This is a genomic window from Pseudomonas sp. NPDC089395, from assembly GCF_044749525.1.
Taxonomy (GTDB): domain Bacteria; phylum Pseudomonadota; class Gammaproteobacteria; order Pseudomonadales; family Pseudomonadaceae; genus Aquipseudomonas.
This window is the reverse complement of sequence record NZ_JBIVID010000001.1, coordinates 1-23,664: the sequence shown is the minus strand read 5'-3', so window position 1 is coordinate 23,664 and position 23,664 is coordinate 1. Positions and strand designations below refer to the sequence as shown.

At 63.7% G+C, this 23,664-nt stretch carries 25 protein-coding genes and 1 tRNA gene; 12 read left to right on the top strand and 14 right to left on the bottom strand.

All coding sequences use genetic code 11. The annotated features are described in order from the left end of the window. Nucleotides 1-4: 4 nt before the first annotated feature. Nucleotides 5-81: transfer RNA gene (locus ACIPZG_RS00130), tRNA-Met, on the top strand. A gap of 55 nt (nt 82-136) precedes the next feature. Here ACIPZG_RS00130 and ACIPZG_RS00125 read toward each other — a convergent pair. Beyond that, entirely contained in the window at nt 137-748 is a 612-nt protein-coding gene (locus ACIPZG_RS00125; RefSeq protein WP_400708971.1) for a LysE family translocator, read from the bottom strand. 166 nt (nt 749-914) lie between these two features. On the opposite strand from ACIPZG_RS00125, the gene ACIPZG_RS00120 reads away from it, so the two are divergent. Next, nucleotides 915-1,829 (top strand): LysR substrate-binding domain-containing protein, encoded by a 915-nt coding sequence (locus tag ACIPZG_RS00120; protein WP_400708968.1) that lies wholly within the window; start codon nt 915-917, stop codon nt 1,827-1,829. Here the strand turns inward: ACIPZG_RS00120 and ACIPZG_RS00115 are convergent. From ACIPZG_RS00115 to ACIPZG_RS00105, 3 genes are all read right to left on the bottom strand, one after another. Beyond that, nucleotides 1,769-2,350 (bottom strand): D-Ala-D-Ala carboxypeptidase family metallohydrolase, encoded by a 582-nt coding sequence (locus tag ACIPZG_RS00115; RefSeq protein ID WP_400708965.1) that lies wholly within the window; start codon nt 2,348-2,350, stop codon nt 1,769-1,771. The genes ACIPZG_RS00120 and ACIPZG_RS00115 overlap by 61 nt on opposite strands. Nucleotides 2,351-2,539: 189 nt before the next feature. Further along, nucleotides 2,540-2,995, bottom strand: a complete 456-nt coding sequence (rimI, locus tag ACIPZG_RS00110; RefSeq protein ID WP_400708962.1) for a ribosomal protein S18-alanine N-acetyltransferase — start codon at nt 2,993-2,995, stop codon at nt 2,540-2,542. After that, complete coding sequence (locus ACIPZG_RS00105; RefSeq protein ID WP_400708959.1) at nt 2,992-3,780, bottom strand: energy transducer TonB; 789 nt, start codon at nt 3,778-3,780, stop codon at nt 2,992-2,994. Before ACIPZG_RS00105 ends, rimI begins: the two co-directional genes overlap by 4 nt. 286 nt (nt 3,781-4,066) lie before the next feature. On the opposite strand from ACIPZG_RS00105, the gene mksB reads away from it, so the two are divergent. The 3 genes from mksB to mksF are packed head-to-tail and all read left to right on the top strand — an operon-like array spanning nt 4,067 to nt 8,869. Next, a complete protein-coding gene (mksB, locus tag ACIPZG_RS00100) occupies nt 4,067-5,344 on the top strand; it encodes an Mks condensin complex protein MksB (RefSeq protein WP_008092032.1) in 1,278 nt (425 codons plus the stop codon). Further along, nucleotides 5,334-6,041 carry an Mks condensin complex protein MksE gene (gene mksE / locus ACIPZG_RS00095; protein WP_008092029.1) on the top strand — a complete coding sequence of 236 codons (708 nt, stop codon included), beginning with the start codon at nt 5,334-5,336 and terminating at the stop codon, nt 6,039-6,041. The genes mksB and mksE overlap by 11 nt, the downstream gene beginning before the upstream one ends. Beyond that, a complete protein-coding gene (gene mksF, locus ACIPZG_RS00090) occupies nt 6,038-8,869 on the top strand; it encodes an Mks condensin complex protein MksF (RefSeq protein WP_400708956.1) in 2,832 nt (943 codons plus the stop codon). The genes mksE and mksF overlap by 4 nt, the downstream gene beginning before the upstream one ends. Before the next feature lie 122 nt (nt 8,870-8,991). Here mksF and ACIPZG_RS00085 read toward each other — a convergent pair whose 3' ends face one another. The 5 genes from ACIPZG_RS00085 to rplU all read right to left on the bottom strand — a co-directional run bounded on the left by ACIPZG_RS00085 (nt 8,992) and on the right by rplU (nt 12,683). Continuing rightward, nucleotides 8,992-9,432 (bottom strand): CreA family protein, encoded by a 441-nt coding sequence (locus tag ACIPZG_RS00085; protein ID WP_177324902.1) that lies wholly within the window; start codon nt 9,430-9,432, stop codon nt 8,992-8,994. Between the two features lie 17 nt (nt 9,433-9,449). After that, nucleotides 9,450-10,568, bottom strand: a complete 1,119-nt coding sequence (proB, locus tag ACIPZG_RS00080; protein ID WP_008092025.1) for a glutamate 5-kinase — start codon at nt 10,566-10,568, stop codon at nt 9,450-9,452. A gap of 87 nt (nt 10,569-10,655) precedes the next feature. Further along, nucleotides 10,656-11,882 carry an Obg family GTPase CgtA gene (gene cgtA, locus ACIPZG_RS00075; RefSeq protein ID WP_008092024.1) on the bottom strand — a complete coding sequence of 409 codons (1,227 nt, stop codon included), beginning with the start codon at nt 11,880-11,882 and terminating at the stop codon, nt 10,656-10,658. A gap of 190 nt (nt 11,883-12,072) precedes the next feature. After that, nucleotides 12,073-12,330, bottom strand: a complete 258-nt coding sequence (gene rpmA, locus ACIPZG_RS00070; RefSeq protein WP_008092023.1) for a 50S ribosomal protein L27 — start codon at nt 12,328-12,330, stop codon at nt 12,073-12,075. A 38-nt stretch (nt 12,331-12,368) separates the two neighbouring features. Beyond that, complete coding sequence (gene rplU / locus ACIPZG_RS00065; protein WP_008092021.1) at nt 12,369-12,683, bottom strand: 50S ribosomal protein L21; 315 nt, start codon at nt 12,681-12,683, stop codon at nt 12,369-12,371. 245 nt (nt 12,684-12,928) lie between these two features. Here rplU and ACIPZG_RS00060 point away from each other — a divergent pair, with 245 nt between their 5' ends. The 3 genes from ACIPZG_RS00060 to ACIPZG_RS00050 all read left to right on the top strand — a co-directional run bounded on the left by ACIPZG_RS00060 (nt 12,929) and on the right by ACIPZG_RS00050 (nt 14,733). Beyond that, nucleotides 12,929-13,897, top strand: a complete 969-nt coding sequence (locus ACIPZG_RS00060; RefSeq protein ID WP_400638990.1) for a polyprenyl synthetase family protein — start codon at nt 12,929-12,931, stop codon at nt 13,895-13,897. A gap of 165 nt (nt 13,898-14,062) precedes the next feature. Next, nucleotides 14,063-14,404: a zinc ribbon domain-containing protein YjdM gene (locus ACIPZG_RS00055; RefSeq protein WP_008092017.1), complete on the top strand. Its 342-nt coding sequence runs from the start codon at nt 14,063-14,065 to the stop codon at nt 14,402-14,404. Nucleotides 14,405-14,487: 83 nt separating this feature from the next. Next, entirely contained in the window at nt 14,488-14,733 is a 246-nt protein-coding gene (locus tag ACIPZG_RS00050; RefSeq protein ID WP_008092014.1) for a hypothetical protein, read from the top strand. An 87-nt stretch (nt 14,734-14,820) separates the two neighbouring features. Here the strand turns inward: ACIPZG_RS00050 and ACIPZG_RS00045 are convergent, their stop codons facing one another. The 5 genes from ACIPZG_RS00045 to ACIPZG_RS00025 all read right to left on the bottom strand — a co-directional run bounded on the left by ACIPZG_RS00045 (nt 14,821) and on the right by ACIPZG_RS00025 (nt 19,658). Next, on the bottom strand, nt 14,821-15,438 hold the full coding sequence (locus tag ACIPZG_RS00045; protein ID WP_400708953.1) for an FKBP-type peptidyl-prolyl cis-trans isomerase: 618 nt from the start codon (nt 15,436-15,438) through the stop codon (nt 14,821-14,823). Between the two features lie 85 nt (nt 15,439-15,523). Further along, nucleotides 15,524-15,829 (bottom strand): DUF6482 family protein, encoded by a 306-nt coding sequence (locus ACIPZG_RS00040; protein WP_008092011.1) that lies wholly within the window; start codon nt 15,827-15,829, stop codon nt 15,524-15,526. 250 nt (nt 15,830-16,079) lie between these two features. Further along, complete coding sequence (locus ACIPZG_RS00035; protein WP_008092009.1) at nt 16,080-16,568, bottom strand: TIGR00645 family protein; 489 nt, start codon at nt 16,566-16,568, stop codon at nt 16,080-16,082. Nucleotides 16,569-16,717: 149 nt separating this feature from the next. Next, nucleotides 16,718-17,056 carry a hypothetical protein gene (locus ACIPZG_RS00030; RefSeq protein ID WP_008092007.1) on the bottom strand — a complete coding sequence of 113 codons (339 nt, stop codon included), beginning with the start codon at nt 17,054-17,056 and terminating at the stop codon, nt 16,718-16,720. A gap of 163 nt (nt 17,057-17,219) precedes the next feature. Next, nucleotides 17,220-19,658, bottom strand: coding sequence for a Lon protease family protein (locus tag ACIPZG_RS00025; RefSeq protein ID WP_400708950.1), 2,439 nt, complete (start codon nt 19,656-19,658; stop codon nt 17,220-17,222). 254 nt (nt 19,659-19,912) lie between these two features. Here ACIPZG_RS00025 and ACIPZG_RS00020 point away from each other — a divergent pair, with 254 nt between their 5' ends. The 4 genes from ACIPZG_RS00020 to ACIPZG_RS00005 all read left to right on the top strand — a co-directional run bounded on the left by ACIPZG_RS00020 (nt 19,913) and on the right by ACIPZG_RS00005 (nt 23,461). After that, the gene (locus ACIPZG_RS00020; RefSeq protein WP_400638988.1) at nt 19,913-20,401 is read left to right on the top strand and encodes a DUF3015 domain-containing protein; all 489 of its coding nucleotides are present in this window, start codon (nt 19,913-19,915) and stop codon (nt 20,399-20,401) included. A 72-nt stretch (nt 20,402-20,473) separates the two neighbouring features. After that, nucleotides 20,474-22,327 (top strand): DUF4105 domain-containing protein, encoded by a 1,854-nt coding sequence (locus tag ACIPZG_RS00015; RefSeq protein ID WP_400708947.1) that lies wholly within the window; start codon nt 20,474-20,476, stop codon nt 22,325-22,327. 211 nt (nt 22,328-22,538) lie between these two features. Next, on the top strand, nt 22,539-22,895 hold the full coding sequence (locus ACIPZG_RS00010) for a hypothetical protein (RefSeq protein WP_400638986.1): 357 nt from the start codon (nt 22,539-22,541) through the stop codon (nt 22,893-22,895). A gap of 68 nt (nt 22,896-22,963) precedes the next feature. Then, on the top strand, nt 22,964-23,461 hold the full coding sequence (locus ACIPZG_RS00005) for a GreA/GreB family elongation factor (protein WP_400708944.1): 498 nt from the start codon (nt 22,964-22,966) through the stop codon (nt 23,459-23,461). The last annotated feature ends 203 nt before the right edge of the window (nt 23,462-23,664 follow it).

The window sequence follows — 23,664 nt, the reverse complement described above, 5'->3', positions numbered from 1 at the left end:
CATTGGCTACATAGCTCAGTTGGTTAGAGCATAGCATTCATAATGCTGGGGTCCGGGGTTCAAGTCCCTGTGTAGCCACCAAACTTGAAAAGGGCTTACCGCAAGGTAAGCCCTTTTCTTTTGCCCGCAGAAAAGTTCAGCGCACGCCCGCCACCACCACAGCCAGACCCAGCCCGATCAGCGCCACGCCGATCACGCGGTCGACTACCTGCTGTCGCTCGATCATCGCCTTGCGCAGCCCCGCACTCGAAAAGAACACCGCTACCAGACTGAACCAGGCCCAGTGGGCGAACGACATGAATGCACCGTAGGCAAAATCCAGCGCCAGCGGACTGCCGGGCTGCACCACCTGGGTGTAGGCGCTGATCACGAAGAGCATGGTCTTGGGGTTGAGGGCGTTGGTCAGGAACCCCGTGCGCAATACGGCCAGCAAGCTCGAACCTGACGGCTGGCCCTCCAGGTTGATGCGAGCCGTGTTGGTCAGTGATTGGTAACCCAGGTAGATGAGGTAGCCGGCCCCGAGCACCTTCATGCCAAGGAATAGCGCCGGGCTCTGGCTGATGATCACCGCAATACCCAGCACCGTGTACAGCACATGCACCTGCACGCCCAGGGCAATCCCCACCGCAGCCGCCAGGCCAGCCTTGCGGCCCTGTGCATAACTGCTGCGGGTAACCATGGCGAAATCGGCGCCGGGGCTGATGACGGCCAGGAGGGTGAACAGGGCAACGGCGAGCAGTTCGGTCACGGGAGATCCTCGATAGGCGATGAAAATGCACAGAGGCGCTCATTATCGAGGTTGCGCATTCGAGGAAAAATCGATTTATAGTGAGGCAGATTCGCTAGGTTTTCTCACAGATATGCGTTGTGGGTGCTTGCCGGCGATGAGGCCAGCACTGACGAAACAGGACCCCATGAAACTGCCCCCACTCACCGCCTTCCGCTACTTCGACATCGCCGCCGAAACCGAAAGCTTCGTGCGCGCCGCCGAGCGCCTGCATGTCACCCACGGCGCCGTCAGCCGCCAGGTGCGCCAGCTGGAGGAAAGCCTGGGCATCGAACTGTTCGAAAGGCGCAACCGCGCCATCTACCTCACCGCCGCCGGCCGCGCCCTGCACGGCACCACCCAGGCGATCTTCGAACAGCTCGAAGGCGCCGTGCAGCGCCTGCAGCAGCAGGAACGCGACAACGTACTGGTACTGTCCTGCGAGCCGACCATCGCCATGCGCTGGCTGATCCCGCGCCTGCCGCGCTTCCATGCCGCCCACCCGGACCTGCAACTGCACCTGGTGGCCGCTGGCGGGCCCGTAGATTTCGCGCGCAGTGGCGTCGACCTGGCGCTAAGGCGCGACGACTTCCACTGGCCGCCGGCGCTGCACAGCCTGAAGATCTGTGATGAATGGATCGGCCCGGTCGGCCGCGAGCCCCGTAGATCGCTCGATGGCCAGCGTCAACTGCACAGCTCTACACGGCCAAGCGCATGGCCCACGTGGCTTCGCCTGAGCGGCCAGCACGCGCGGCACAGCGAGCGCAGCGACTATGAGCATTTTTACCTGTCACTCCAGGCCGCCAGCGCGGGGCTGGGCCTGGCCATCGCCTCGGCACTGATGGTGTGCGACGAACTCGACAGCGGGCAGTTGCAGGCACCGTTCGACTTCCTGCGTGACGGTTCTGCGTACCACCTACTCAGTCCGCAGCCCCTCAGCGACGGCGGCAAGCGCCAACGCTTCGCCGAGTGGGTGATGAGCGAAAGCCAGGCCTGCCTCGCTCAGCTGGGCTTGCTGCAGAACGACGACTCGGAACTGCCATCACCCCCCCAGGTTCGATAGCCCGCTGTGTCGATATGGATGCGCCCGCTCGGATAGCGCCCCAGGCCCATGTTCCAGGCCTGTCCGTATTGCTGCCAGAAGCGGCACAACGGATTGGGGTCAGCCCAGCCCGGCAGCAGGATATCGACCGCAAAGGCTCGGGTGTGGGCGCTGGCCACGGCACCGCCGGCGCAGCGGTTGAGGCTTGGGGCGCGGTAGGCCGACACCACTTCGAACTGGCGCAGGATGCCTTGCGTGTCGAGGGTCTTGATCAGCGCCAGCGTGGACCGTACTGCAGGCCAGTTGGCGGAAGGCGGCACGGCGAACGGCGAGGCCCGGCACAGCTTCCAGTCGGACGCCGAGCGCAGCAGTTGGTGAATCGGCACCACACCATACAGGCGGGCGTCTACCAGCATCTCGCGAAAAGGCCGGGTCTGATGGTCCCCGGCCCATTGGGCGAACATCCACAGGTCTCGCTCATCGGCCTGGGCCGCACCCGTGAGCAACGCCACTGCTATCAGCCATCCTCGTGCACTTCTCATTCCTGCTCCCCCTGCTCCACCATGAGCACGGCCGCCAACCTTGGCGCCTGCTGACAAGGAGTTAAGCATGAACAAGAAGACTGCCTGTGCGGGCCCTTTCGCGGGGCAAGCCCGCTGCCACAGATAGAGCGCTCATTTCCTGTGGGAGCGGGCTTGCCCCGCGAAAGGGTCCGCACAGTTAACCCAAGGTCAGTCTTCGAGCAACGTACACGCCATCACCAGCGCATCCTCGCGCCCGCCCGCAACAGGATAGTAGTCACGCCGACGTCCAATCTCATTGAAACCATAGCGCTCATACAACCGATACGCCGATTGGTTACTGGCCCGCACTTCCAGGAAGCACTCCCGCCCATTGAGCTTGTAGGCCCGCGCCATCAGGTGTTCGAGCAAGCGCAGTCCCAGGCCACATCCCTGGTTCTCGGGCTTGACGGTGATATTGAGCAAGTGCGCCTCGTCGATGATCACGTTGATCACGCCATGCCCAACCTGCTGCTGGCCATCGAACATCAGCCACACTTCGTAGGACTTGAGCGCATCCTGGAAGATGCCGCGGGTCCAGGGGTGGCTGAACGCGGCATATTCGATCTTAAGCACGGCATCCAGATCCGCCTCGGTCATCGGGCGGAAACTGATCGATTCACTCATTCAACGCTCTTCCAGCGCGCCATCAGCTGGCGCATCGCTTTCCAGACGTCCGCCTTGCGCTGCGGCTCGTCCATCAACAGTTCAAGGCCCGGCAAGGCCCAGGCGTCGCCCAGGCCGTCGAGCTTCAGTACTTGGTAATAGGCTTCGTCCTCGACACCGGCGGCGAAGCGCAGGGCCGGCAGGCCGATCAGCCACAGGCAGGTGCAGGGTGCTTCTTCCAGGCGCGCCTGGATAAAGCCCTGGACGAAATCACGCGCGGCGCCGGGGCCCTGGTCCATGTTGCCGCGCACCAGCAGCGGCCAGCGCACCGGCTCGCCGATGATCTGCGGCGCGTCGGGCAAGCCGGCGGCGCGCAGCATGTCCTTGAGCAGCAGGTAGGACGGGTCGCGGCTCTGGAACGGCTGCGCGGTGGCCAGCTCCACCAGCAACAGGCAACTGCCGGCACGCAGCAACTGCAACGAGAAGCGTGGGGGCGGCACCGCTGCTGGTCGTGGCGCGGGGGCCTCTTGCTCCGCCTCGACCGGCTTGGCAACCGGCTTGGGCGTGCTGCCTGGGCGCGGAATTTCGATTTTCGGGCGTTCACCGGAGCGGGCCTGGGGTGCGGCCGGTGCCTCGTTGGCAGCCGGTGCGAAGGGCCTGACCTCGAATTCGGCTTCCTCGACCGGAACCTGCGGCAGCAGCAGTTCGGGGCGCGACGGTGCGGCGAACGGCAGTTCGGCGCGCGGCAGCCAATGCACCACTTGCATGGCGGAAAGGTAGGCGCGGCGGCGGGACTCGGTCAGCAAGGCACGGGTATCCGGGGGGCTAAATCAATCGGGCATTCTAACGCTGTTGGCCTTTGAGCGCCGCAACTGGTCGGCAGAAAGTTGTTGTCTTCACTGGCCTCATCGCCGGCAAGCCGGCTCCCACAGGGCTCGGTGGTGTACCTGTGGGAGCCGGCTTGCCGGCGATGAGGCCGGAGAATCCCCCAGATAAATCAGGGTTATCCCTCATTACAGACCAAGGGGTGAAATCCTCCCCCCGGGATGCAGTACAATCGCCCCCTTTTTACTTGGCAACGAGTAGACGCCAATGATCGAACCCAAGCGCGTCCTGCGCGCCCTAGCCGAACACTGGGCACTGATCGAGCCGCTGTGCGAGCGCTTCGACCAAGGCACCCTGAGCCTGGTCGAACTGCGCCAGCAAGTGGGTCGCCAGCAGGTGGAAAGCACGCCGCAGGACATCACCCAGCTGCTCGACGTATGGATCCGCCTGGATATCCTGGTGCCAGTGGCCAAGAGCCCGAACCGTTTCGAGCTCAACGCCCAGATCCACGACTTCCTCGCCTACCTGCGCCGCGAGCACCGTCTGGGCCTGTGCCTGGAAATCGAGGCTTACCTGCGCCACCTGGAGCGCCTGGCCGGGCACATCCAGGACGCCTTCGACAACCGCGACAGCGACGACCTGGCACGCCAGCTGCGTCTGCTCGACATGCGCGTGCGGGATGTACTGAAGAAGCTCGACAACGATGAGCAGGCACTGGTCGCCGTGGCCGAACGGGCCAAGACCAGCAACCGACAGATTCCGCTGCGCCAGCGTTATGCCGAGGTGCTCGCGACCTGGGACGAGTACGTCGAGCCGATGATCCAGCTGGTCAACGCCGACGGCGCCTTCGAACAGGGCGTGCGCAAGGTCGAGACGGTGCTGTTGAAACTGCTGGGCGAACAGGCGCGCCTGGGCCACCTGGTCGACGACGACATGCTGCTGCGCACCCACGCGCGGATTCTGGAAATGCAGACCAGCGCCCAGCTGACCCTGCGCCACGCCCGTGAACTGTTGCTGCCGCTGCGCGAAGAAGCGCGCCGGCACAACGCCGTGACCCGTGGCGCCGCGCTGGCCCTGTCGGTGATCCGGCGCAAGGGCATCGACGCTGTGCCGCAGGCCGCCATGCCGCTGTTCACTCGCCCGCAGAGCACCTTCCTCGGCAGCGCCAGCCAAGTCGAGGCGTATGTCTACGCCCTGGCCCGCTTCGAGCCGAAACCGGCCAAGTTCCCCAAGGCCCACAAGACCCAGAGCGGTCCGCTGCCGCGCGCGCCACGCACGGTCAAGGAAATGCTCGAACGCTGCGAAGGCGCCCTGCCGCTGCCCGACCTGATGGTCTGGCTGCTGGAGCAGGAACCCGAAGGCGCCACCGACGAACTGCTCTACTGGTTCTCGCGCCTGTCGCGCGAGAAGCGCTTCAAGCGCGAGCGCCTGGAACGGCGCGAGTACACCACCCAAGAACACCTGGTCAGCCTGCGCTCGTTCGCCCTGTCGTCCGGCCGCGAAGCGCAACCTGAAACCAACGCGAGCCCAGCCCATGCATCTTGATCTTTCCGAACTGTCCCAGCTCGCGCCGATCTTCCGCGAGCTGTTCAAAGGTTTCCACGTCAGCCGCCGCGACCCGGAAATGTACGCCCAGCTGTCGAACTTCCAGGACCAGTACCGCACGCTGTTCAAGGCCCTGGGCTTCGAGCTGGTCTGCGATACCCGCGGCTTCTACTACTTCGTTCCCGAGCAGGCTGCCGCGCAGGTCAACAAGACTGCCCAGCGCCTGTCGTTGTTCACCTTCATCCTGGTCGAGCACCTGGCCGACCAGGGCCGCGACCCGATGGCCGTGCTCGACGGTGGCAGCATCGGCCGGGACGAACTGCCCTCGCTGCTGGACAAGTACCGCGACCTGTTCCTGCAGGCCGAAGTGCAGACCGTCGACGAGCTGGAAGAAAAGATCATGCGCCGCATGACCCAGCTCGGCTTCGCCCATGAGGAAGGCGGCATCTACCGCTTCTTGCCGCCAATGCACCGCTTCCTCGACGTGTGCCTGTCGGTGCAGCAGGACCGCGACCTGGCAGCCAGCCTGCACAGCGACCTGCCGCTGCCGACCCCGGTACTGGTCGAGGAAGAGAGCGCCGAAGCGCTGGCGCGCACCGACGACCCGCTCGACCTGACCCCGTTCGAGGCCGAGGAAAGCGAAGAAGAGGCCCTGGCCCGGGCCATCCGCGAAGAGCAACAGGAGATTGATGCATGAGCCAGGAACGCTACGGCATCCGCCGCTTCGCGCTGCTCAACACCGCCGGCTACAGCCTTGGCCTGTTCCCCCTGGAGCACCCGCTGTCGGTCTACGGCGCCAACAACCTGGGTAAATCGGCGTCGATCAACGCCCTGCAGTTCCCGATCCTGGCGCGCATGTCCGACATGAGTTTCGGCAAGTACAGCCTGGAGCAGTCGCGCCGCTTCTACTTCGCCAGCGACACCTCGTACATCCTTTGCGAACTGAACCTGCCCCACGGCCCCCACGTGATCGGCGTGGTCGGCCGTGGCCCAGGTGGCGGTTTCGGCCACCAGTTCTTCGCCTACAAAGGCGAGCTGGACCTGGCCCATTACCAGAAGAACGACACCTGCCTGCGCCAGAAGGAGCTGTTCACCAACCTCGAGCGCCTGGGCCTGAAAGCCTATGAGCTCAAGCCGGACGAACTGCGCCGGCTGCTGGTCGGCGGCCACACATCAGTGCCGCTGGACCTGACCATGATCCCGCTGCGCTCGACCAGCGAGCAAAGCCTGAAAACCTTCCGCGCGCTGTTCATCAACCTGCTGCACATGCGCGAGATCACCGCCGCCAAGCTCAAGCAGCTGTTCCTCGATGCCTTCGAGCACAGCCTGCGCTCGGGCAGCGTCGACTACATCGCCGCCTGCGAAGAAGCCTTCCGCGACGTGCGCCGCATGGAGCAGGACTACAACGCCCTGGTCGCCGCCGGCCCCCTGGTCGAGGCCCTGGCCGGCGGCGTGGCCCAGCGCGACATCCTGCGCGGCAAGCTGCACCGCCTTTCGCCACTGCTCGACAACCTGCTGGGCACCTGGCAGGAATACGCCATGGCGCGCAAGGAAGAGCTGGTCATCCAGGCCGAGCACTACCGTGGCGAGCAAGACCGCCTGCAGAACGACCAGCGTGGCGGCACCCAGGAGCTGATGCGCCTGGAGCGTGAAATCACCGGCATCCAGCGCTGGCTGGGCGAGCTGTCGGTGCTCAAGCACCGCTTCGCCCTGGTCGATGACGTCAAGGTCCTGGAGCAGCAGTTGCTGGCGGCCAAGGACGCCCACGACGAACTGGCCGGCGCCCTGGCCCAGTCGCGCCAGTTCTCCGCCGAAGACCTCGACGAGCGCGTACGCGACCTGGAAAAACGCCTGAAGCAGGTCAAGCAGCAGCTCGACCACGCCGACAACAACAGCTACGCACGCCTGCGCGAAGAGTTCTCGCAGCAGGATGTCGACCGCCTGATGCGCCTGTTCAACGGTGCGCTGTTCAGCCTGCCGCTGGGCGACCGCGGCATCGAGCTGGACGACAGCGACCTGTGGGTGAAATCCCTGGAAGCGGTGCTCGAAGGCTTCAAGGGCGAGCGCTTCGAAGCGCCTGGCATTTCCATCGATATCTCGCACATCGACCCGCCGGCCTTGCAGGCCCTGGCCGACCGCGCCGCGCTGCGCGACCAGAAAGACCGCCTGGATCGCGAGCTGAAGCAGCTCAAGACCCAGCAGTCGGTGGCCGCCGACCGCAGCGCCTCCAAGGCGCAGACCGAAGCCCTGTACCAACAGGTACTGGATGCCCAGAAGGCGCTGGAAGACTACCGCCGCAGCGAAACCCTGGCGGCCGAAGAGCCCGAGAAGCTGGAGCAACTGGCGCAGCTGGAAGCTGCCCAGGACGAGCTCAAGCGCTCCAGCGATGCGTTCACCGAGCGGGTCCAGCAACTGTCGGCCAAGCTGCAGCTGGTCGGCCGCCAGATCGGCGATTTGGAATCCAAGCAGCGCACCCTGGAAGATGCCCTGCGTCGTCGCCAACTGCTGCCGGCCGACCTGCCGTATGGCACGCCGTTCATGGAAGCGGTCGACGACTCCATGGACAACCTGCTGCCGCTGCTCAACGACTACCAGGACAGCTGGCAGGGCCTGCAGCGCGTCGACAACCAGATCGAAGCGCTGTACGCCCAGGTGCGCCTCAAGGGCGTGGCCAAGTTCGACAGCGAAGACGACATGGAGCGCCGCCTGCAACTGCTGGTGAACGCCTATGCGCACCGTACCGACGAGGCCCTGACCCTGGCCAAGGCGCGCCGCGCCGCCGTCACCGACATCGCCCGTACCCTGCGCAACATCCGCAGCGACTACGACAGCCTCGAGCACCAGCTGGCCCTGTTCAACCGCGAGATCAACAAGCGCCAGGTATCCAACCTGGAGAGCTTCCGCGTGGTGCTGGCGCCGAACAAGGAAGCGCTCAAGCACATCGACCAGATCATCCACAGCGCCGGCCAGTACGAGGAAGGCGAGACCCTGTCGGTGTTCGACCTGACGCAAAGTGCCGATCAGGACCACAAGAACGAAGAGGCCAAGGAATACCTGGCACGGCTGGTGGCGGCCAACCACAACCAGCTGGGGCTGAAAGACCTGTTCGAACTGGCTTTCGAGATCACCAAGATCAACAGCCAGCCGGTGATCCACGCCGACATCGATGGCGCTGCCTCCAACGGCACCACCATGACCATCAAGGCGCTGACCAACATGTACCTGTTGCTGCACTTGATGGACCGCGACCTGGCCGGGCGCATTCGCTTGCCGTACTACCTCGACGAGGCGGCGGACATCGACGAACGCAACCAGGCGGCGTTGCTGGAGACCAGCCTGCAGCTGGGCTTCGTGCCGATTCTGGCGAGCGTGAAGCCGCAGGTGTCGGCGCATGTGGCGATCGATCTGGAAGGGGGTAGCGGGCCGAATGGCATCTACATCGACGAGGCGGACTGGAAGTTCATCAGTCGGCTGGATGAGGTGAAGGCGGTCGTGCGCGAGGATGAGGCCGAGGAATTGGCCTGACTCGGGGTATTGGGGCCGCTTTGCGGCCCTTTCGCGACACAAGGCCGCTCCTACAGGGGAATGCGTACCCCTGTAGGAGCGGCCTTGTGTCGCGAAAGGAGGCCAAAGGCCTCCCTAGGACCTCAGTGCGCCCAAGGCAGAATCGGTATCGCCGTCACCGCGTTCTGCGGGCTGCCCTCGATCATGCGGTCGCTATACACCAGGTACACCAGCGTATTGCGCTTCTTGTCCAGGAAGCGCACCACCTGCATGGTCTTGAACACCAGCGAGGTGCGCTCCTTGAACACTTCCTCGCCGTCCTTCAACTCCCCGCTGAAGCTGATCGGCCCGACCTGACGGCAGGCAATCGACGCCTCCGCCCGATCCTCGGCCAGCCCCAAGCCACCTTTCACCCCACCGGTCTTGGCCCGCGACAGGTAGCAGGTCACGCCCTGCACCTTCGGGTCATCGAAAGCCTCGACGACGATGCGATCATTCGGCCCGACGAACTTGAACACGGTGGACACCTGGCCAATTTCCTCGGCCCCGGCAACCATCGGCAGCGCCAGCGCCAGCACGGCCATCGCCCACTTCAGCACGCTCATACCAGCACCAGGTTGTCGCGGTGCACAAGCTCCGGCTCTGCGCTGTAACCAAGGAGGGACTCGATGGCATCGGATGGCTGACCGATGATCTTCTGTGCTTCCAGCGCACTGTAGTTGGCCAGGCCACGGGCCACTTCAAGACCATCCGGACCGACACAGACCACCATCTCGCCACGGCGGAAGCTGCCCTGCACGGTCTTCACGCCGACCGGCAGCAGGCTCTTGTTGGCCTCACGCAGCGCCTGCACGGCACCGGCGTCGAGGACCAGGGTGCCACGGGTCTGCAAGTGGCCCGCCAGCCATTGCTTGCGCGCCGCCAGCATGCCGCGCTCGGGCGACAGCAGCGTGCCCAGGCGTTCGCCGGCCTTGAGACGGTCGAGCACGCGCTCGATGCGGCCACCGATGATGATGGTGTGGGCACCGGAGCGGGCCGCCAGGCGCGCGGCGCGCAGTTTGGTCTGCATGCCACCACGGCCCAGGGCGCCACCGGTACCACCGGCCACGGCGTCGAGCGATGGGTCGTCGGCACGGGCTTCGTAGATGAGCTGCGCTTCGGGGTTGTTGCGCGGGTCGGCGTCGAACATGCCGTCGCGGTCGGTGAGGATCACCAGCAGGTCGGCTTCGACCAGGTTGGCCACCAGCGCGGCCAGGGTGTCGTTGTCGCCGAAGCGGATTTCGTCGGTGACCACGGTGTCGTTTTCGTTGATCACCGGCACCACTTCGAGGTCGACCAGGGTACGCAGGGTGCTGCGCGCGTTCAGGTAACGCTTGCGGTCGGACAGGTCGTCGTGGGTCAGAAGGATCTGCGCGGTGTGCTTGCCGTGCTCGCCGAAGCTCGACTCCCAGGCTTGCACCAGGCGCATCTGGCCGATCGAGGCAGCGGCCTGCAGCTCGTTCATCGCGCTCGGTCGCGAAGTCCAGCCCAGCTGGCTCATGCCGGCAGCCACGGCCCCGGAGGAGACCAGTACCAACTCCACGCCTGCTTCACGCAGCGCGACCATCTGCTCGACCCACACGGCCATGGCGCCACGGTCGAGGCCCTTGCCATCCGCCGTGAGCAGCGCACTACCGATCTTCACGACCCAGCGCTTGGCGCCAGTCACCTTGCTTCGCATCTTGTCTTCCAACCTATGTCGAATCTGTAGATACCGTAGATACAAAAACGCCGCTCCAAAGAGCGGCGTTTAGTGTACTGCAACCGATCAGTCGCGCACGTAAATGATTTCCGGGCCGTCTTCGTCGTCCTCGAAATCATCGTCCCAGGCATCGTCGTCGCCGATGTCGTGCACGCTCTTGACGCCGGTACGGCGCAGGGTGCGGGCGTCGTCCAGGGCCTGCAGCTGGGCACGGGCTTCGTCTTCGATGCGCTGGTCGAGCTCGGCCAGCTCTTCGGCGTAGGCCGGGTCGTTGGCCAGGCGGTCGGCGCGGTCTTCGATGTAGCGCATCAGGTCGTGGCTGAGCTGCTCGGTGCCCTGCTTGGAGATAGCCGAGATCACGTAGACCGGACCTTCCCACTGCAGGCGCTCGACCACTTCCTTGACGCGCTCGTCGCGCTCGTCGTCCATCAGCATGTCGGCTTTGTTCAGCACCAGCCAGCGCTCACGGTCGGTCAGCGACGGGCTGAAGCGGGTCAGCTCGTTGATGATGACTTCAGCGGCATCGGCCGGGCTGCTGCCGTCCAGCGGCGCCAGGTCGACCAGGTGCAGCAGCACGCGGGTACGCGCCAGGTGCTTGAGGAAGCGGATACCCAGGCCGGCACCGTCGGAGGCGCCTTCGATCAGGCCGGGGATGTCGGCGATGACGAAGCTCTTCCAGCGGTCGACGCTGACCACGCCCAGGTTTGGCACCAGGGTGGTGAACGGGTAGTCGGCAACCTTCGGCTTGGCGGCCGATACCGAACGGATGAAGGTGCTCTTGCCGGCGTTCGGCAAGCCCAGCAGGCCAACGTCGGCCAATACCTTCAGTTCCATTTTCAGGTCGCGCTGATCACCCGGCTTGCCTGGGGTGGTCTGGCGCGGCGCACGGTTGGTACTGGATTTGAAACGGGTGTTGCCCAGGCCGTGCCAGCCGCCTTGGGCGACCATCAGCTTCTGACCTGGGGTGACCAGGTCGCCGATCACTTCCTGGGTCGAGGCGTCGATCACGGTGGTGCCGACCGGCACGCGCAGGAACAGGTCTTCGCCCTTCTTGCCGGTGCAGTCGGTACTGCCACCGTTGGAGCCGCGCTGGGCTTCGTGGTGACGGGTGTAGCGATAGTCCACCAGGGTGTTGAGGTTTTCGTCGGCAACCATGTACACCGAGCCGCCATCGCCACCGTCACCGCCGTTGGGGCCACCGTTCTCGATGAACTTCTCGCGACGGAAGCTCATGCAACCGTTACCGCCGTCACCGGCTTTGACCCGAATGGATACTTCGTCAACAAACTTCATTCAAAAACCGCCTCTCGTCGATCGACGAGTTGAAGACTTAAAAAACCTGAGGCTCTTGCAAAAATGAGCGCGGCGGCCCCGTACGACCGTAGAAACCCACGCCGGCAGCCCATACAAACAGCTTTGCAAGAGGCTCACCACAAACGAAAAAGCCCCGTCGCATGACGGGGCTTCTGGAGCGACGTCGCGATTAAGCGGCGACGATGCTCACGTAACGGCGGTTGAACTCGCCTTTCTTCTCGAACTTGATCACGCCTTCGATCTTGGCGAACAGGGTGTGATCCTTGCCCATGCCAACGCCGTAGCCGGCGTGGAACTGGGTGCCGCGCTGACGGACGATGATGTTGCCGGCCTTGACGACCTGGCTGCCATACATCTTCACGCCAAGGCGTTTCGATTCTGAGTCGCGACCGTTACGGGTACTACCACCAGCCTTCTTGTGAGCCATGGTTCAATTCTCCAAATAAATTCAGGGGATCTAGGGGATTAAGCCTGGATGCCGGTGATTTTGATCTCGGTGAACCACTGGCGGTGGCCCATACGCTTCATGTGGTGCTTACGGCGACGGAACTTGATGATGCGTACTTTATCGTGACGGCCTTGCGAAACGACTTCGGCAACAACTTTAGCGCCAGCGACGACGGGTGCGCCGATGGTGACTTCTTCACCGTTGGCAACCAGCAGAACGCGATCGAAAGTCACGGATTCGCCAGTGGCGATTTCCAGCTTTTCGATCTTGAGGAATTCACCTTCAGCGACTTTGTACTGCTTGCCGCCGGTAACGATTACTGCGTAAGACATGGGTATTTCTCCGATAATCCTGCTCACCCAGCGCTTTATATGATGAGTATTGGCTGGCATGGCTGCATGGGGCTGGAACGGCCCTGTGCAATTGCGTAAGGCAGGTGCTGCCCAGGAAGTTAGGGTGCGCGATTGTACGCAACCCGGCTTTTGCTTGCAAGTACCGGCCCCGGCCCACGGGCAGCGCGCCTTGACACACCGGGACCTGCGACCTAGCATGCCGCGCAACCTCACTGGAGCAGCCGATGCAACCCCAAACCTTCTACCGCGCGGTAGCTGACGATTTCAGCGCCGTCGACGAGATCATCAAGAAGCAGCTGACCTCGCGCGTGCCGCTGGTATCGAAGATCGGCGACTATATCACGTCCGCCGGCGGCAAACGCCTGCGCCCCCTGCTGGTGCTGCTGTGCGGCAAGGCCTTGGGTCGCGAGGGCGATGACCTGCGCCTGCTGGCCGCGACCATCGAATTCCTGCACACCGCCACCCTGCTGCACGACGACGTGGTCGACATGTCCGGCATGCGCCGTGGCCGTTCCACCGCCAACGCGCTGTGGGGCAACGCGCCGAGCGTGCTGGTGGGCGACTTCCTTTATTCGCGCTCGTTCGAAATGATGGTCGAGCTGGGCTCGATGCCGGTCATGCAGATTCTTTCCAAGGCCACCCGTGTGATCGCCGAGGGCGAAGTGCTGCAGCTGTCGCGTGTTCGCGATGCCAGCACCACCGAAGACGTCTACATGGAAGTCATCCGCGGCAAGACCGCGATGCTGTTCGAAGCTTCGACCCACAGCGCCGCCGCGCTGGCCGAGGCCACCGAGCAGCAGCGCGAGGCCCTGCGCACCTTTGGTGACCACCTGGGCGTGGCCTTCCAGCTGGTCGACGACCTGCTCGACTACAAGGGCGACTCGCAGACCCTGGGCAAGAACGTCGGCGACGACCTGGCCGAAGGCAAGCCGACCCTGCCGCTGATCTACACCATGCGCGAAGGCACGCCTGAGCAGGCGGCACTGGTACGCCAGGCGATCCAGAAGGGTGGCCTGGAAGACCTGGAGCAGATTCGTGTGGCGGTGGAAGCGTCCGGCGCCCTGGACTACACCGCGCAGCTGGCGCGCGACTACGTGGCCAAGGCCATCGAATGCCTGGAAGTGCTGCCGGCCAGCGAGTACCGGGATGCGCTGGTTGAGCTGAGCGAGTTTGCTGTAGCGCGTACGCACTAAAAAAACGCGTCGCCCTCTTCGCGGGACAAGCCCGCTCCCACAGGACCTGCATAGCCTCCTGTAGGAGTGGGCTTGTCCCGCGATGCTTTTGTGCAGACGAAACACTTCCTGGAGAAAACCTTATATAATATGGGCCTTTACCGCCTGTCTGTTTAAGGAACCGAAGTGAGCACTCTGCCAGCCTGCCCAAAATGCAACTCCGAATACACCTATGAGGATGGCACTCAACTGATCTGCCCCGAATGCGCCCACGAGTGGTCGGCCAATGGCGAAGCCGAAGCCGCCAGCGACGACGTGGTGAAGAAGGATTCGGTCGGCAACGTGCTGCAGGACGGTGACACCGTCACCGTGATCAAGGACCTCAAGGTCAAGGGTTCGTCCCTGGTGGTCAAGGTCGGCACCAAGGTCAAGAACATCCGCCTGTGCGACGGCGACCACGACATCGATTGCAAGATCGACGGCATCGGCGCCATGAAGCTGAAGTCGGAATTCGTGCGTAAGGTCTGATTGCGCAAAATCCGCCAATTGGCGCTTGCTATTCTGATAATAAGAATTATTCTCATTGGAACCGCTATCCAAGGAGAATAGCCATGACTTATCTGATCGACGCCTGGCTGGACCGCCCCCACCCCTACCTGCGCATCCTGCACCGTGAAACCGGTGAAGTGTGCGCCGTGCTCGAAGAAGAAGCGCTGGATGAACTGCGCGACCAGGGTGACCTGGACCTTGAAGGGCTGAATTCGAGCGAGCCGGTGGTGCTCAAGGAGTTGGTGCGAAATCTGTTTCTGTTCTGCTATGCGCGGGCGTTGCGCCCTGCGGGAACAGACTGGAATTGATACTTGCAGGCCTGACGCCATCGCGGATGAATCCGCTCCTACAGGCTATGTAGGAGCGGATTCATCCGCGATTGGCCAACGCAGGTCTTACAGAACGTCGAGCAGCTCGACGTCGAACACCAGTACGCTGTGCGGCGGGATGCTGCCAACGCCCTGGGCGCCGTAGGCCAGCTCGCTCGGCACGTACAGGCGCCATTTGCTGCCGGCATTCATCAGCTGCAGTGCTTCGGTCCAGCCAGCGATCACGCCACCCACCGGGAATTCAGCCGGCTGGCCACGGTCGTACGAGCTGTCGAACACGGTGCCGTCGATCAGGGTGCCGTGGTAGTGGGTGCGCACGTTGCTTTCGCGGGTCGGCTTGGCGCCTTCACCTGCGGTCAGCACTTCGAACTGCAGGCCCGATGCCAGGGTGGTGATGCCTTCGCGCTTGGCGTTCTCGGCCAGGAATTCCTTGCCCGAGGCAGCAGCAGCTTCAGCCTTGGCGGCAGCTTCGGCTTGCATCAGTTCACGGATGACCTTGAAGCTGGCCGACAGGTCGGCTTCGTTGACGCGGCTGTCGGCGCCGTTGAAGGCGTCGGTGAGGCCGGCCAGGATGGCTTCCAGGCTCACGCCCGGTGGCGGGTTGTCGCGCAGCTGGCCGCCCAGCTGACGGCCGATGCCGTAGCTAACGCGGGTTTCGTCGGTAGACAGGTTGAGTTCGGACATTGTCGTGCTCCACTGCAGGGCGCAGTGCAGCCGCGCCCTTGATGAAAAGGGCGAGCAGCCTAGCACACTGGGAAGCTGCGAGCAGCTACCAGGCCGAACGCTGGGAAATCGGCACCTTGAGGTCTTCTTCGGGGTGGGAACCCATACCGCACATTTCATCCTGCACGGACCAGTGCACCAGGTTCATCGAGACCATCGGGATGGTCTGCAACAACTTGCGCGCATCCTCCACCGAATGTACCCGCAGGCGCTCGCCACGGGTGTCCGCCAAAGGGTGGGCGCGGCCCTTGACCCGGGCTTCGATCAGATAGTCACCGCCTTCGATGGCGATCAGGTTGACTTCGTCGACATGGCCAGCCCTGGCCTCGGTATTGAGCTGATGCAGGTTCATGGGAGCACCTCGCTGGTGGAACCACGCATGAGTGCTCATTTTTTGTACGGGGGCGGGGAATACACAAGGCATAACTGACGCCGCTCGTCAGTTGGCCACAGCATGGCGATCGCTGTAGGAGCGGCCTTGTGTCGCGAAAGGGCCGCAAAGCGGCCCTAATAATCCTTGCTGCGAAGCTGAGATCCTGGGGCCGCTGCGCAGCCCTTTCGCGACACAAGGCCGCTCCTACAACAACCGCGCAGCGAAGGGCTCAGTGCTTGGTGAGCTTGTCCAGGTAGCCCATGCAGAACGCCGACACCACGAAGGTCATGTGGATGATCACGTACCACATCAGGTAATCGGTGGAGATGTTCTGTGCATCCATGAACACCCGCAGCAGGTGAATGGACGAAATCGCCACGATCGAGGCGGCCACCTTCATCTTCAGCGACGAGGAGTCCATCTTGCCCAACCAGTTGAGCTTCTCCTTGCTGTCGTCGATGTCCAGCTGCGACACGAAGTTCTCGTAGCCCGAGATCATCACCATCACCAGCAGGCCGCCGACCAGCGACATGTCGATCAGCGAGAGGATCACCAGGATCAGGTCGGCTTCGCTCAGGGCGAAGACGTTGGGCAGGACGTGGATGACTTCCTGGAAGAATTTCAGCGCCAGGGCCAGCAGGCCGAGGGACAAACCGAAGTAGATGGGGGCGAGCAGCCAGCGCGAGGCATACATCGCGTTTTCGAGAATACGTTCCATGGAGGGTTTTGGGACTCGTCAGGTGACTGGAAAAGCGAGCGCGAGTATAGCCAGCCGCCTGTGACAGCAAAAGCCCGGATTGGAGGGGCTGCGGTGCAGCCCAATCGCCGGCAAGCCGGCTCCCACAAAGACTGCGGTGCGCCCTGCTCTCAGGATTCAGGATGGAACTGGTAGTCCCCAAGGTTGCGGCAGCGCTCGCCATTGATCCGCCGCAACTGTGCCTGCAAATGCAGGGTCCAGATCTGCGGCCCTTCGGTCACCTGATACCCATGCAGGGTCAGGCTGTCGACGATGGCGTTGAGCACCGACTCAGCCACCAGCGGCCCATGGAAAGGCCCCTGTGCCTTGATTGCCGAGGGTTGTTCACCGGACATGCCGGCGGCGAACAGCAAGGTCCACATGCCGTTGTCCCCGGCCAGCGGACGGATGCTGCATTCGATGCGGGTCACCAGGCCCAGGCACTGGCGAGTAAGGCTGAGGTTGCGCATGGTCGCGTCCCCTCCAATGAGCCCTGTTCAGCCCGAAGCTCCCAGGCTGTTTCCATCCTGAACGCTGATGCCGTCCTTAGGTTCCATCATAGAAGAACAGCACAGAAAGATTGAAAACCGGCGCTGAACGGTAGCACATGGCCGCCAGCGCCGATTTATTGACTTAGGCGGGTTTGGCCTGGGCAATCACCTCTTCCAGGCGCTCCTTTTCCGCCCGCTCGATCTCTTCTTCGCTGATCATCTCGGCGATCTCGCGCAGGCGCTCGACCACCCGGGCATTGACGCTGCCTTCGGTGAACTGGCCCTTGTCGTCCAGCTCCCCGGCGTCCTCGCCCACCAGCAGGCTCAGCGCCTCGTCAGCCTGGCTGACCGCGTAGACATGGAACTGGCCGTTCTCCACCGCCTGCAGCACCCGCTCATCGAGCATCAAGGTAGCGACGTTGGCGCGCGGGATGATCACCCCCTGCTCGCCGGTCAGGCCACGGGCCTCGCAGAGGCGGAAGAAGCCTTCGATCTTCTCGTTGACCCCGCCCACCGCCTGCACTTCACCGAACTGGTTGATGGAACCTGTGATGGCGAAGCACTGCTTGAGCGGTGTGCGCGAGAGTGCCGAGATCAGCGTGCAGGCCTCACCCAGCGAAGCGCTGTCGCCGTCCACATAGCCGTAGGACTGCTCCAGGGCGATGCTCGCCGAAATCGCCAGGGGGAATTCCTGGGCATAGCGGCTGCCCAGGTAACCGGTGAGGATCATCACCCCTTTGGAGTGGATCGGCTGGCCCAGGTTGACCTCGCGCTCGATGTCGACGATGCCGCTGCCGCCCGGGTAGACGGTGGCGGAAATACGCGCCGGCATACCGAACGCCGAGTCGCCGACTTCCAGCACGGTGAGCCCGTTGCACTTGCCGATTGCCGCCCCCTCGGTGTCGATCAGGATGATGCCGGCGAGCATGTCGTCGAGCACCCGCTGCGAGACGCGACCGGTGCGGGTGGCCTTGGCCTTCAGCGCACGTTCGATATGCCCGGCGTCGGTCATCTCGTCACTGGCCAGCTGGCGAATGAAATCGGCCTCGCTGACCAGCTGGAACAAGTCACCGATACGTGCCGACAGGCGCGACTGGTTTTCCGCCAGGCGCGCGCTGTAGGTGGCCAGGCGCGCCACGGCATCGCTGGTCAGCGGTGCCATGCCCTCCTCGTTGGTGCGGGTGCGCAGCAACTGGGCGAACTGCTCCAGGTTCTCGTCGACCATCGGCATGTCTTCGTCGAAGTCCACCAGCACCCGGAACATCTCCTGGAAGTCCGAGTCGTGGTCCTGCAGCGCGTAGTACAGCTGGCGCGAGCCGATGATCACCAGCTTGACGTTGAGCGGGATCATCTGCGGCGTCAGGCTGACGGTGGCGACCCGGCCCAGCTCGCCCAGCGGTGATTCCATCTTCAGCTTGCGCGACTGCAGGGCGCGCTTGAGCGCATCCCACACGAACGGCTCGCCGAGCATTTTCTCGGCTTCGAGGATCAGGAACCCGCCGTTGGCACGGTGCAGCGCACCCGGGCGCAGCTGGCGGTAGGAGGTGTACAGGGCGCCCTGGTCGGTACTGTATTCGATCCGGCCGAACAGGTTGTCGTAGGTCGGGTGCGGCTCGAACACCACGGGCGCGCCACCGTCAGCGTTGTGGCCCACCACCAGGCTCGGGGCGTACTGCTCTTCGAGCAGCTTGCGCGCGGCGGCGTCGGTCTTGCTGTCATCGACCAGTTGCTCGACCACGGTACGCAGCAGGTTCAGCTGCACGGACTGCAGGTAGGCACACACCGCCGCGTTCTCGGCGTACTTTTCCGACAGCGGCGCCAGCAGGGGTTGCAGGGCCAGGGTGATGGTTTCTTCGTTGAGCTGGCGCAGCTGGTTGTTCGACTCGCGCTTCCATTGCGGCAGGCTCGCCAGCTCCTCGTTGAGGCGCTCTTCGAGCAGGGCGATGTCCTCGTGGAACTGCTCACGCACCTCTTCCGGCAGCTGGCCGAACTCGGCCTCGTCCAGCGCCTTGCCATCGGCCATCGGGGTGAAGGCGACATTGCTGGCGTCGCGGTACAGGGCCACGTCCTTTTCCAGCGAAGCGCGCTCGATCACATCCAGGGCGCGGTCGTATCGCTGATTGAAGGCGCGGTCGATGGCGCCTTTCTTCTGCTGGTACGACGGGTGCTCGAACACCGCCGGGAAGGTGGCCAGCAGGTTGTCGATCAGCCCGCCCATGTCGCTGATGAACGCCGCGGCGCTGCCCGAGGGCAGCTCCAGGGCACGCGGCTCGCGTGTATCGTCGTAGTGGTTGACGTAGACCCAGTCGGCCGGGGTCTGTTGGCGCTTGCCCTCGGCCTTGAGGTAGCGCTTGACGAACGAGAAGCGGCCGGTGCCGGGCTCGCCCATCACATACACGTTGTAGCCAGGGCGCGGCATGGCCACGCCGAATTGCAGGGCCTCGACGGCACGCTCCTGGCCCAGGACGCCACGAAACGGCTCCAGATCGTCGGTATGGGTAAAGGCAAACTGCTCGGGGGAGAAACGCCGGGTCAGGGCTTCAGGCGCGAGACGCAGGCGCGCAGCGACAGGATCGGGCATTGGGTTTCCTTACTTCGGCGGGGCGGATACGCAGCATTCTGGCGCTGCCCGCGCGCGCCTTGCAAGGCTCGGCGGGACTTTATGTCGCAGCGCCCACGCGGTAGTACAGGAGCAAATTTTTCGCAATGAACGACGCAACCTTTAGATCGTGCCTAAACTCCAAGCTGCGCGGGTGGGTGAAACGCTTTCCCGACCTGGCAACCGAGTTGCCAGAAACCCTGACCCTTGGTTAAGACAAATAGAGAACAAATGCTATGAAACGGATTCTTCTGGGTACTCTGTTCACCGTGGTCTCCCTCAACGCCATGGCCGAAGCGCCAGGTGGCCCGAACTGCGGCTGGGGCAACATGCTGTTCGAAGGCCAGCGCGGCACCCCGGCTCACTTCCTGGCCTCCACCACCAACGGCACCTCCGGCAACGCCACCTTCGGCATGACCTCCGGCACCAACGGCTGTTCCACCAAGGCCTCGCTGACCTACGGTGGCAAGTCCTGGTTCGCCATGAACGGCATGATGAACGAACTGTCCGAAGACATGGCCATGGGCCAGGGCGAAGCCCTGACCACCTACGCCGTGGTCCTGGGCGTGGCACCGGAAGACCGCGGCTACTTCGCCTCGGTTGCCCACCAGCATTTCAACCAGATCTTCAGCAGCGCCGACGTGACTGCCGAGACTGTCCACAGCAACACCCTCGCCGTTCTGAAGAACGACCCGCGCCTGGCCAAGTACGCTACCGAGGCCTAAACGCAGCTACTCCCGCCCCACCCCGGGGCGGGTTTCGCCTTTTTCGGCATCGTTAAGAAGTAGTTGCCCGACATGCTCAAACGCCTCGCTTACCTGGCGCTGTGTATCTGCGCCCCCGTTCAGGCTGCACCGGTGCTGGACGACGCCCGTGTGCAACAACTGGCCAACACCCCCTACTGGATCGCCTTGGGCCATTACGAAACCGCCAAGCTCGGTGGTTGGCGCAGCTATGTGGACGATGACGCGTTCTTCCTCGCCGAGGACGGCGCGCACCACCCTGACCAGGAACTGCGGGCCACGGTGCAGGCGCTGTATGCCCCGGCCAACCTGGGCGACAAACACGCCCAATGCGTGTTCCCCGCGCGTACCCGCTGGCTGCGCGAGCAGCTTGACCTGCAAGGCCTGCCGCAGCCGGACTGCCAGGAATTCAAGACCTGGTACCAGTCGATCGACCCGCACAGCGCCGCGTTGATCTTCCCGGCGGCCTACCTGAACAGCCCGTCGTCGATGTTCGGCCATACCCTGCTGCGCATCGACCAGTCCACTACCCGCAGCGACGACACCACGCTGCTGAGCTACGCGATCAACTTCGGTGCCTATATCGAAGGCAGCGACAACAGCATCCTGTATGCCTGGAAAGGCCTGATGGGCGGCTACCCGGGCCTGTTCGCGCTGATGCCCTACCAGGAAAAACTCTCCGAATACCGCAGCCTGGAGAACCGCGACCTGTGGGAGTACCAGCTGGACCTGACGCCCGAGGAAACCGGGCGCATGGTCGAGCATGTGTGGGAGCTCAAGCAGATCCAGTTCGACTATTTCTTCTTCGACGAAAACTGCTCCTACCGCCTGCTGGAGCTCCTGCAGGTGGCCCGGCCGAGCCTGGACCTGACCTCGCAGTTCCCGATCACCGCCATCCCCACCGATACGGTCAAGGCCGTCAAGCAATCGGGCCTGGTGGCCAGTGAAACCTACCGCCCTTCGCGCGAACGCGAACTGCTGGCCCGCGCCGAGCCGCTGGACCCCGACGAAAAGCGTCAGGTGCTGGCCGTGAGTGCCGACACGGCGCAACTGCAAAGCCCCGCGTTCACCGCCCTGCCCCGCGAGCGCCAGGCGCTGGTGCAGGATGCCGCCTACCGCCTGGAGCGCTACCGCGCCAACGGCCAGGAGCGCGACCCCGGCCAGGCAGCCCGCAGCTTCGAGCTGCTACGGGCGATCAACCGCAACCCGCCGCCGCCACTGGAAATCGAACGCCCCGGCCTGCCTGAGGACGGGCATGACTCGCGCACCTGGCAGCTGGGGGTCGGAACCCGTGAAGACCGCGCTTATGCCGAGTACGGCCTGCGCATGGCCTATCACGACCTCAACGACAACGCCTATGGCTTCCCCCTGGGTGCCCAGATCGAAATCCTCCAGCTCAAGCTGCGCCAGTACGAAGGCAACGACTGGCAGGTGCAACGCCTGGACCTGGCCACCATTCGCTCGCTGACGCCGCGCAACGCGCTGCTCAAGCCCTGGTCGTGGCAGGTTGCCGGCGGCCTGGAGCGGGTGCCGGGCAAGCATGACGACGAGGTGCTGGTGAGCCATGTGAACGGCGGTGCTGGGGGTACTTGGCAGCTGGCCGATGGCTTGCTGGGCTTTGCCCTGGGGACGGTGCGGATCGAGCACCACAACGACTTCGCCCAGTTCATCGCACCGGCGGCGGGGTTCAACAGTGGACTGCTATGGCGTAATGGGCTGGGCAACCTGACGCTGGAGGCCAAGGGCGACTACTTCACCAATGGCGAGGTGCGGCGCAGTGTGAGCTTGAACCAGCAGTGGGAGATCAGCCAGAACCTTGGGCTGAGGCTGAGTGCTTCGCGGGAGTTCAGCCATTTGGCGACGGCGCAGAACGAGGTGATGCTGGAGCTCAAGTGGTATCACTATTGATGGTGGCCTGTACTGGCCCTTTCGCGGGGCAAGCCCGCTCCCACAGGGTACTTGTGGTGAACCTTGTGGGAGCGGGCTTGCCCCGCGAAAGGGCCGGCACAGACCACAGAGTATTCAATGTGAACCAACCGACGCTTTGACACTGTTTTGACAACCCCACGACAACTGGCCACCTAGACTTTCCGGTATCACTCAGAGGGTCTCGAAGGTCATGTCGCGGTACTGGTTCGGCTTATGCATTGCCTTGTTGCTGTCAGGTTGCGAAACCACCCACGAGCAGATGCTCAGCCAAGGCTACCCGCCCTCCTACGCCGACGGTTTCCAGGACGGCTGCAGCAGCGGCCGCCAGGCCGCCGGGGTCATGGCTGGCGACTTTCGCAAGGATGTCCCGCGCTACCTGCACAACCGCCAGTACGAAACCGGCTGGGACGATGGTTTTCGCCAGTGCAATGCCATGAAGAATGGCGAGGATGAACGCCAGTACCGTGACCGCTACTGGGACGAGCGTGACCGCGAATGGCAGCAGGAGAAAGACCGCGACGCCGCGCGTGCCTATCGTCACGACTAGGTCGCAAACGGACATCCGTTGAAACCTGCGACCTGTCACCATGGTCTCCAGCACAAGGAGGCCCACCCATGAGCCGAGCATTCGTCAACGAAGACCAGGCTGCCGCCCAGGCCGATCAACCGGTGGAGCGGCGCGTCAGCGACCAACCCAACTACGTCACCGCCAGTGGCCTGCGCCAGCTGCAGCAGCGCGTGGCCGAGCTCAATGCGCTACGCAGTGAATTGCAGGCCCAGGGTGATCGTGCGGACAAGCAGCGCCTGGCGGATGCCGAGCGCGATCTGCGCTACTTCAGCGCTCGGGTGCAGAGCGCGCAGGTGGTGCCTGCCGCCACCTCGACGGACAAGGTGCAGATTGGTAGCCGGGTGAGGTTTGTCGATGAGCAGGACCAGGAGCATGTGGTGCAACTGGTGGGGGAGGATGAGGCCGATGCTGTCCGGGGGCTGATCAATTGGGGTTCGCCGCTTGGTCGGGCGTTGTTGGGCGCCGGGCCTGGGGATGAAGTGGTGTGGCGGCGGCCGGCTGGGGATCAGTTGATTGAGGTGGCTGGTATCGAGGTTGGAGATTGAGGGACTTGGGGCCGCTTCGCGACCCTTTCGCGACACAAGGCCGCTCCTACAGGGACCACGCCGTGCTTGACGTTTTGCCTGTAGGAGCGGCCTTGTGTCGCGAAAGGAGGGTGTCAGAAATTTTGTGTTCGGGCATAACATGAGTAAGAGGTGCATGTATGCCAACCAAAAAGAAATCTGAACGCCAACCAGTGCGAGAGCTG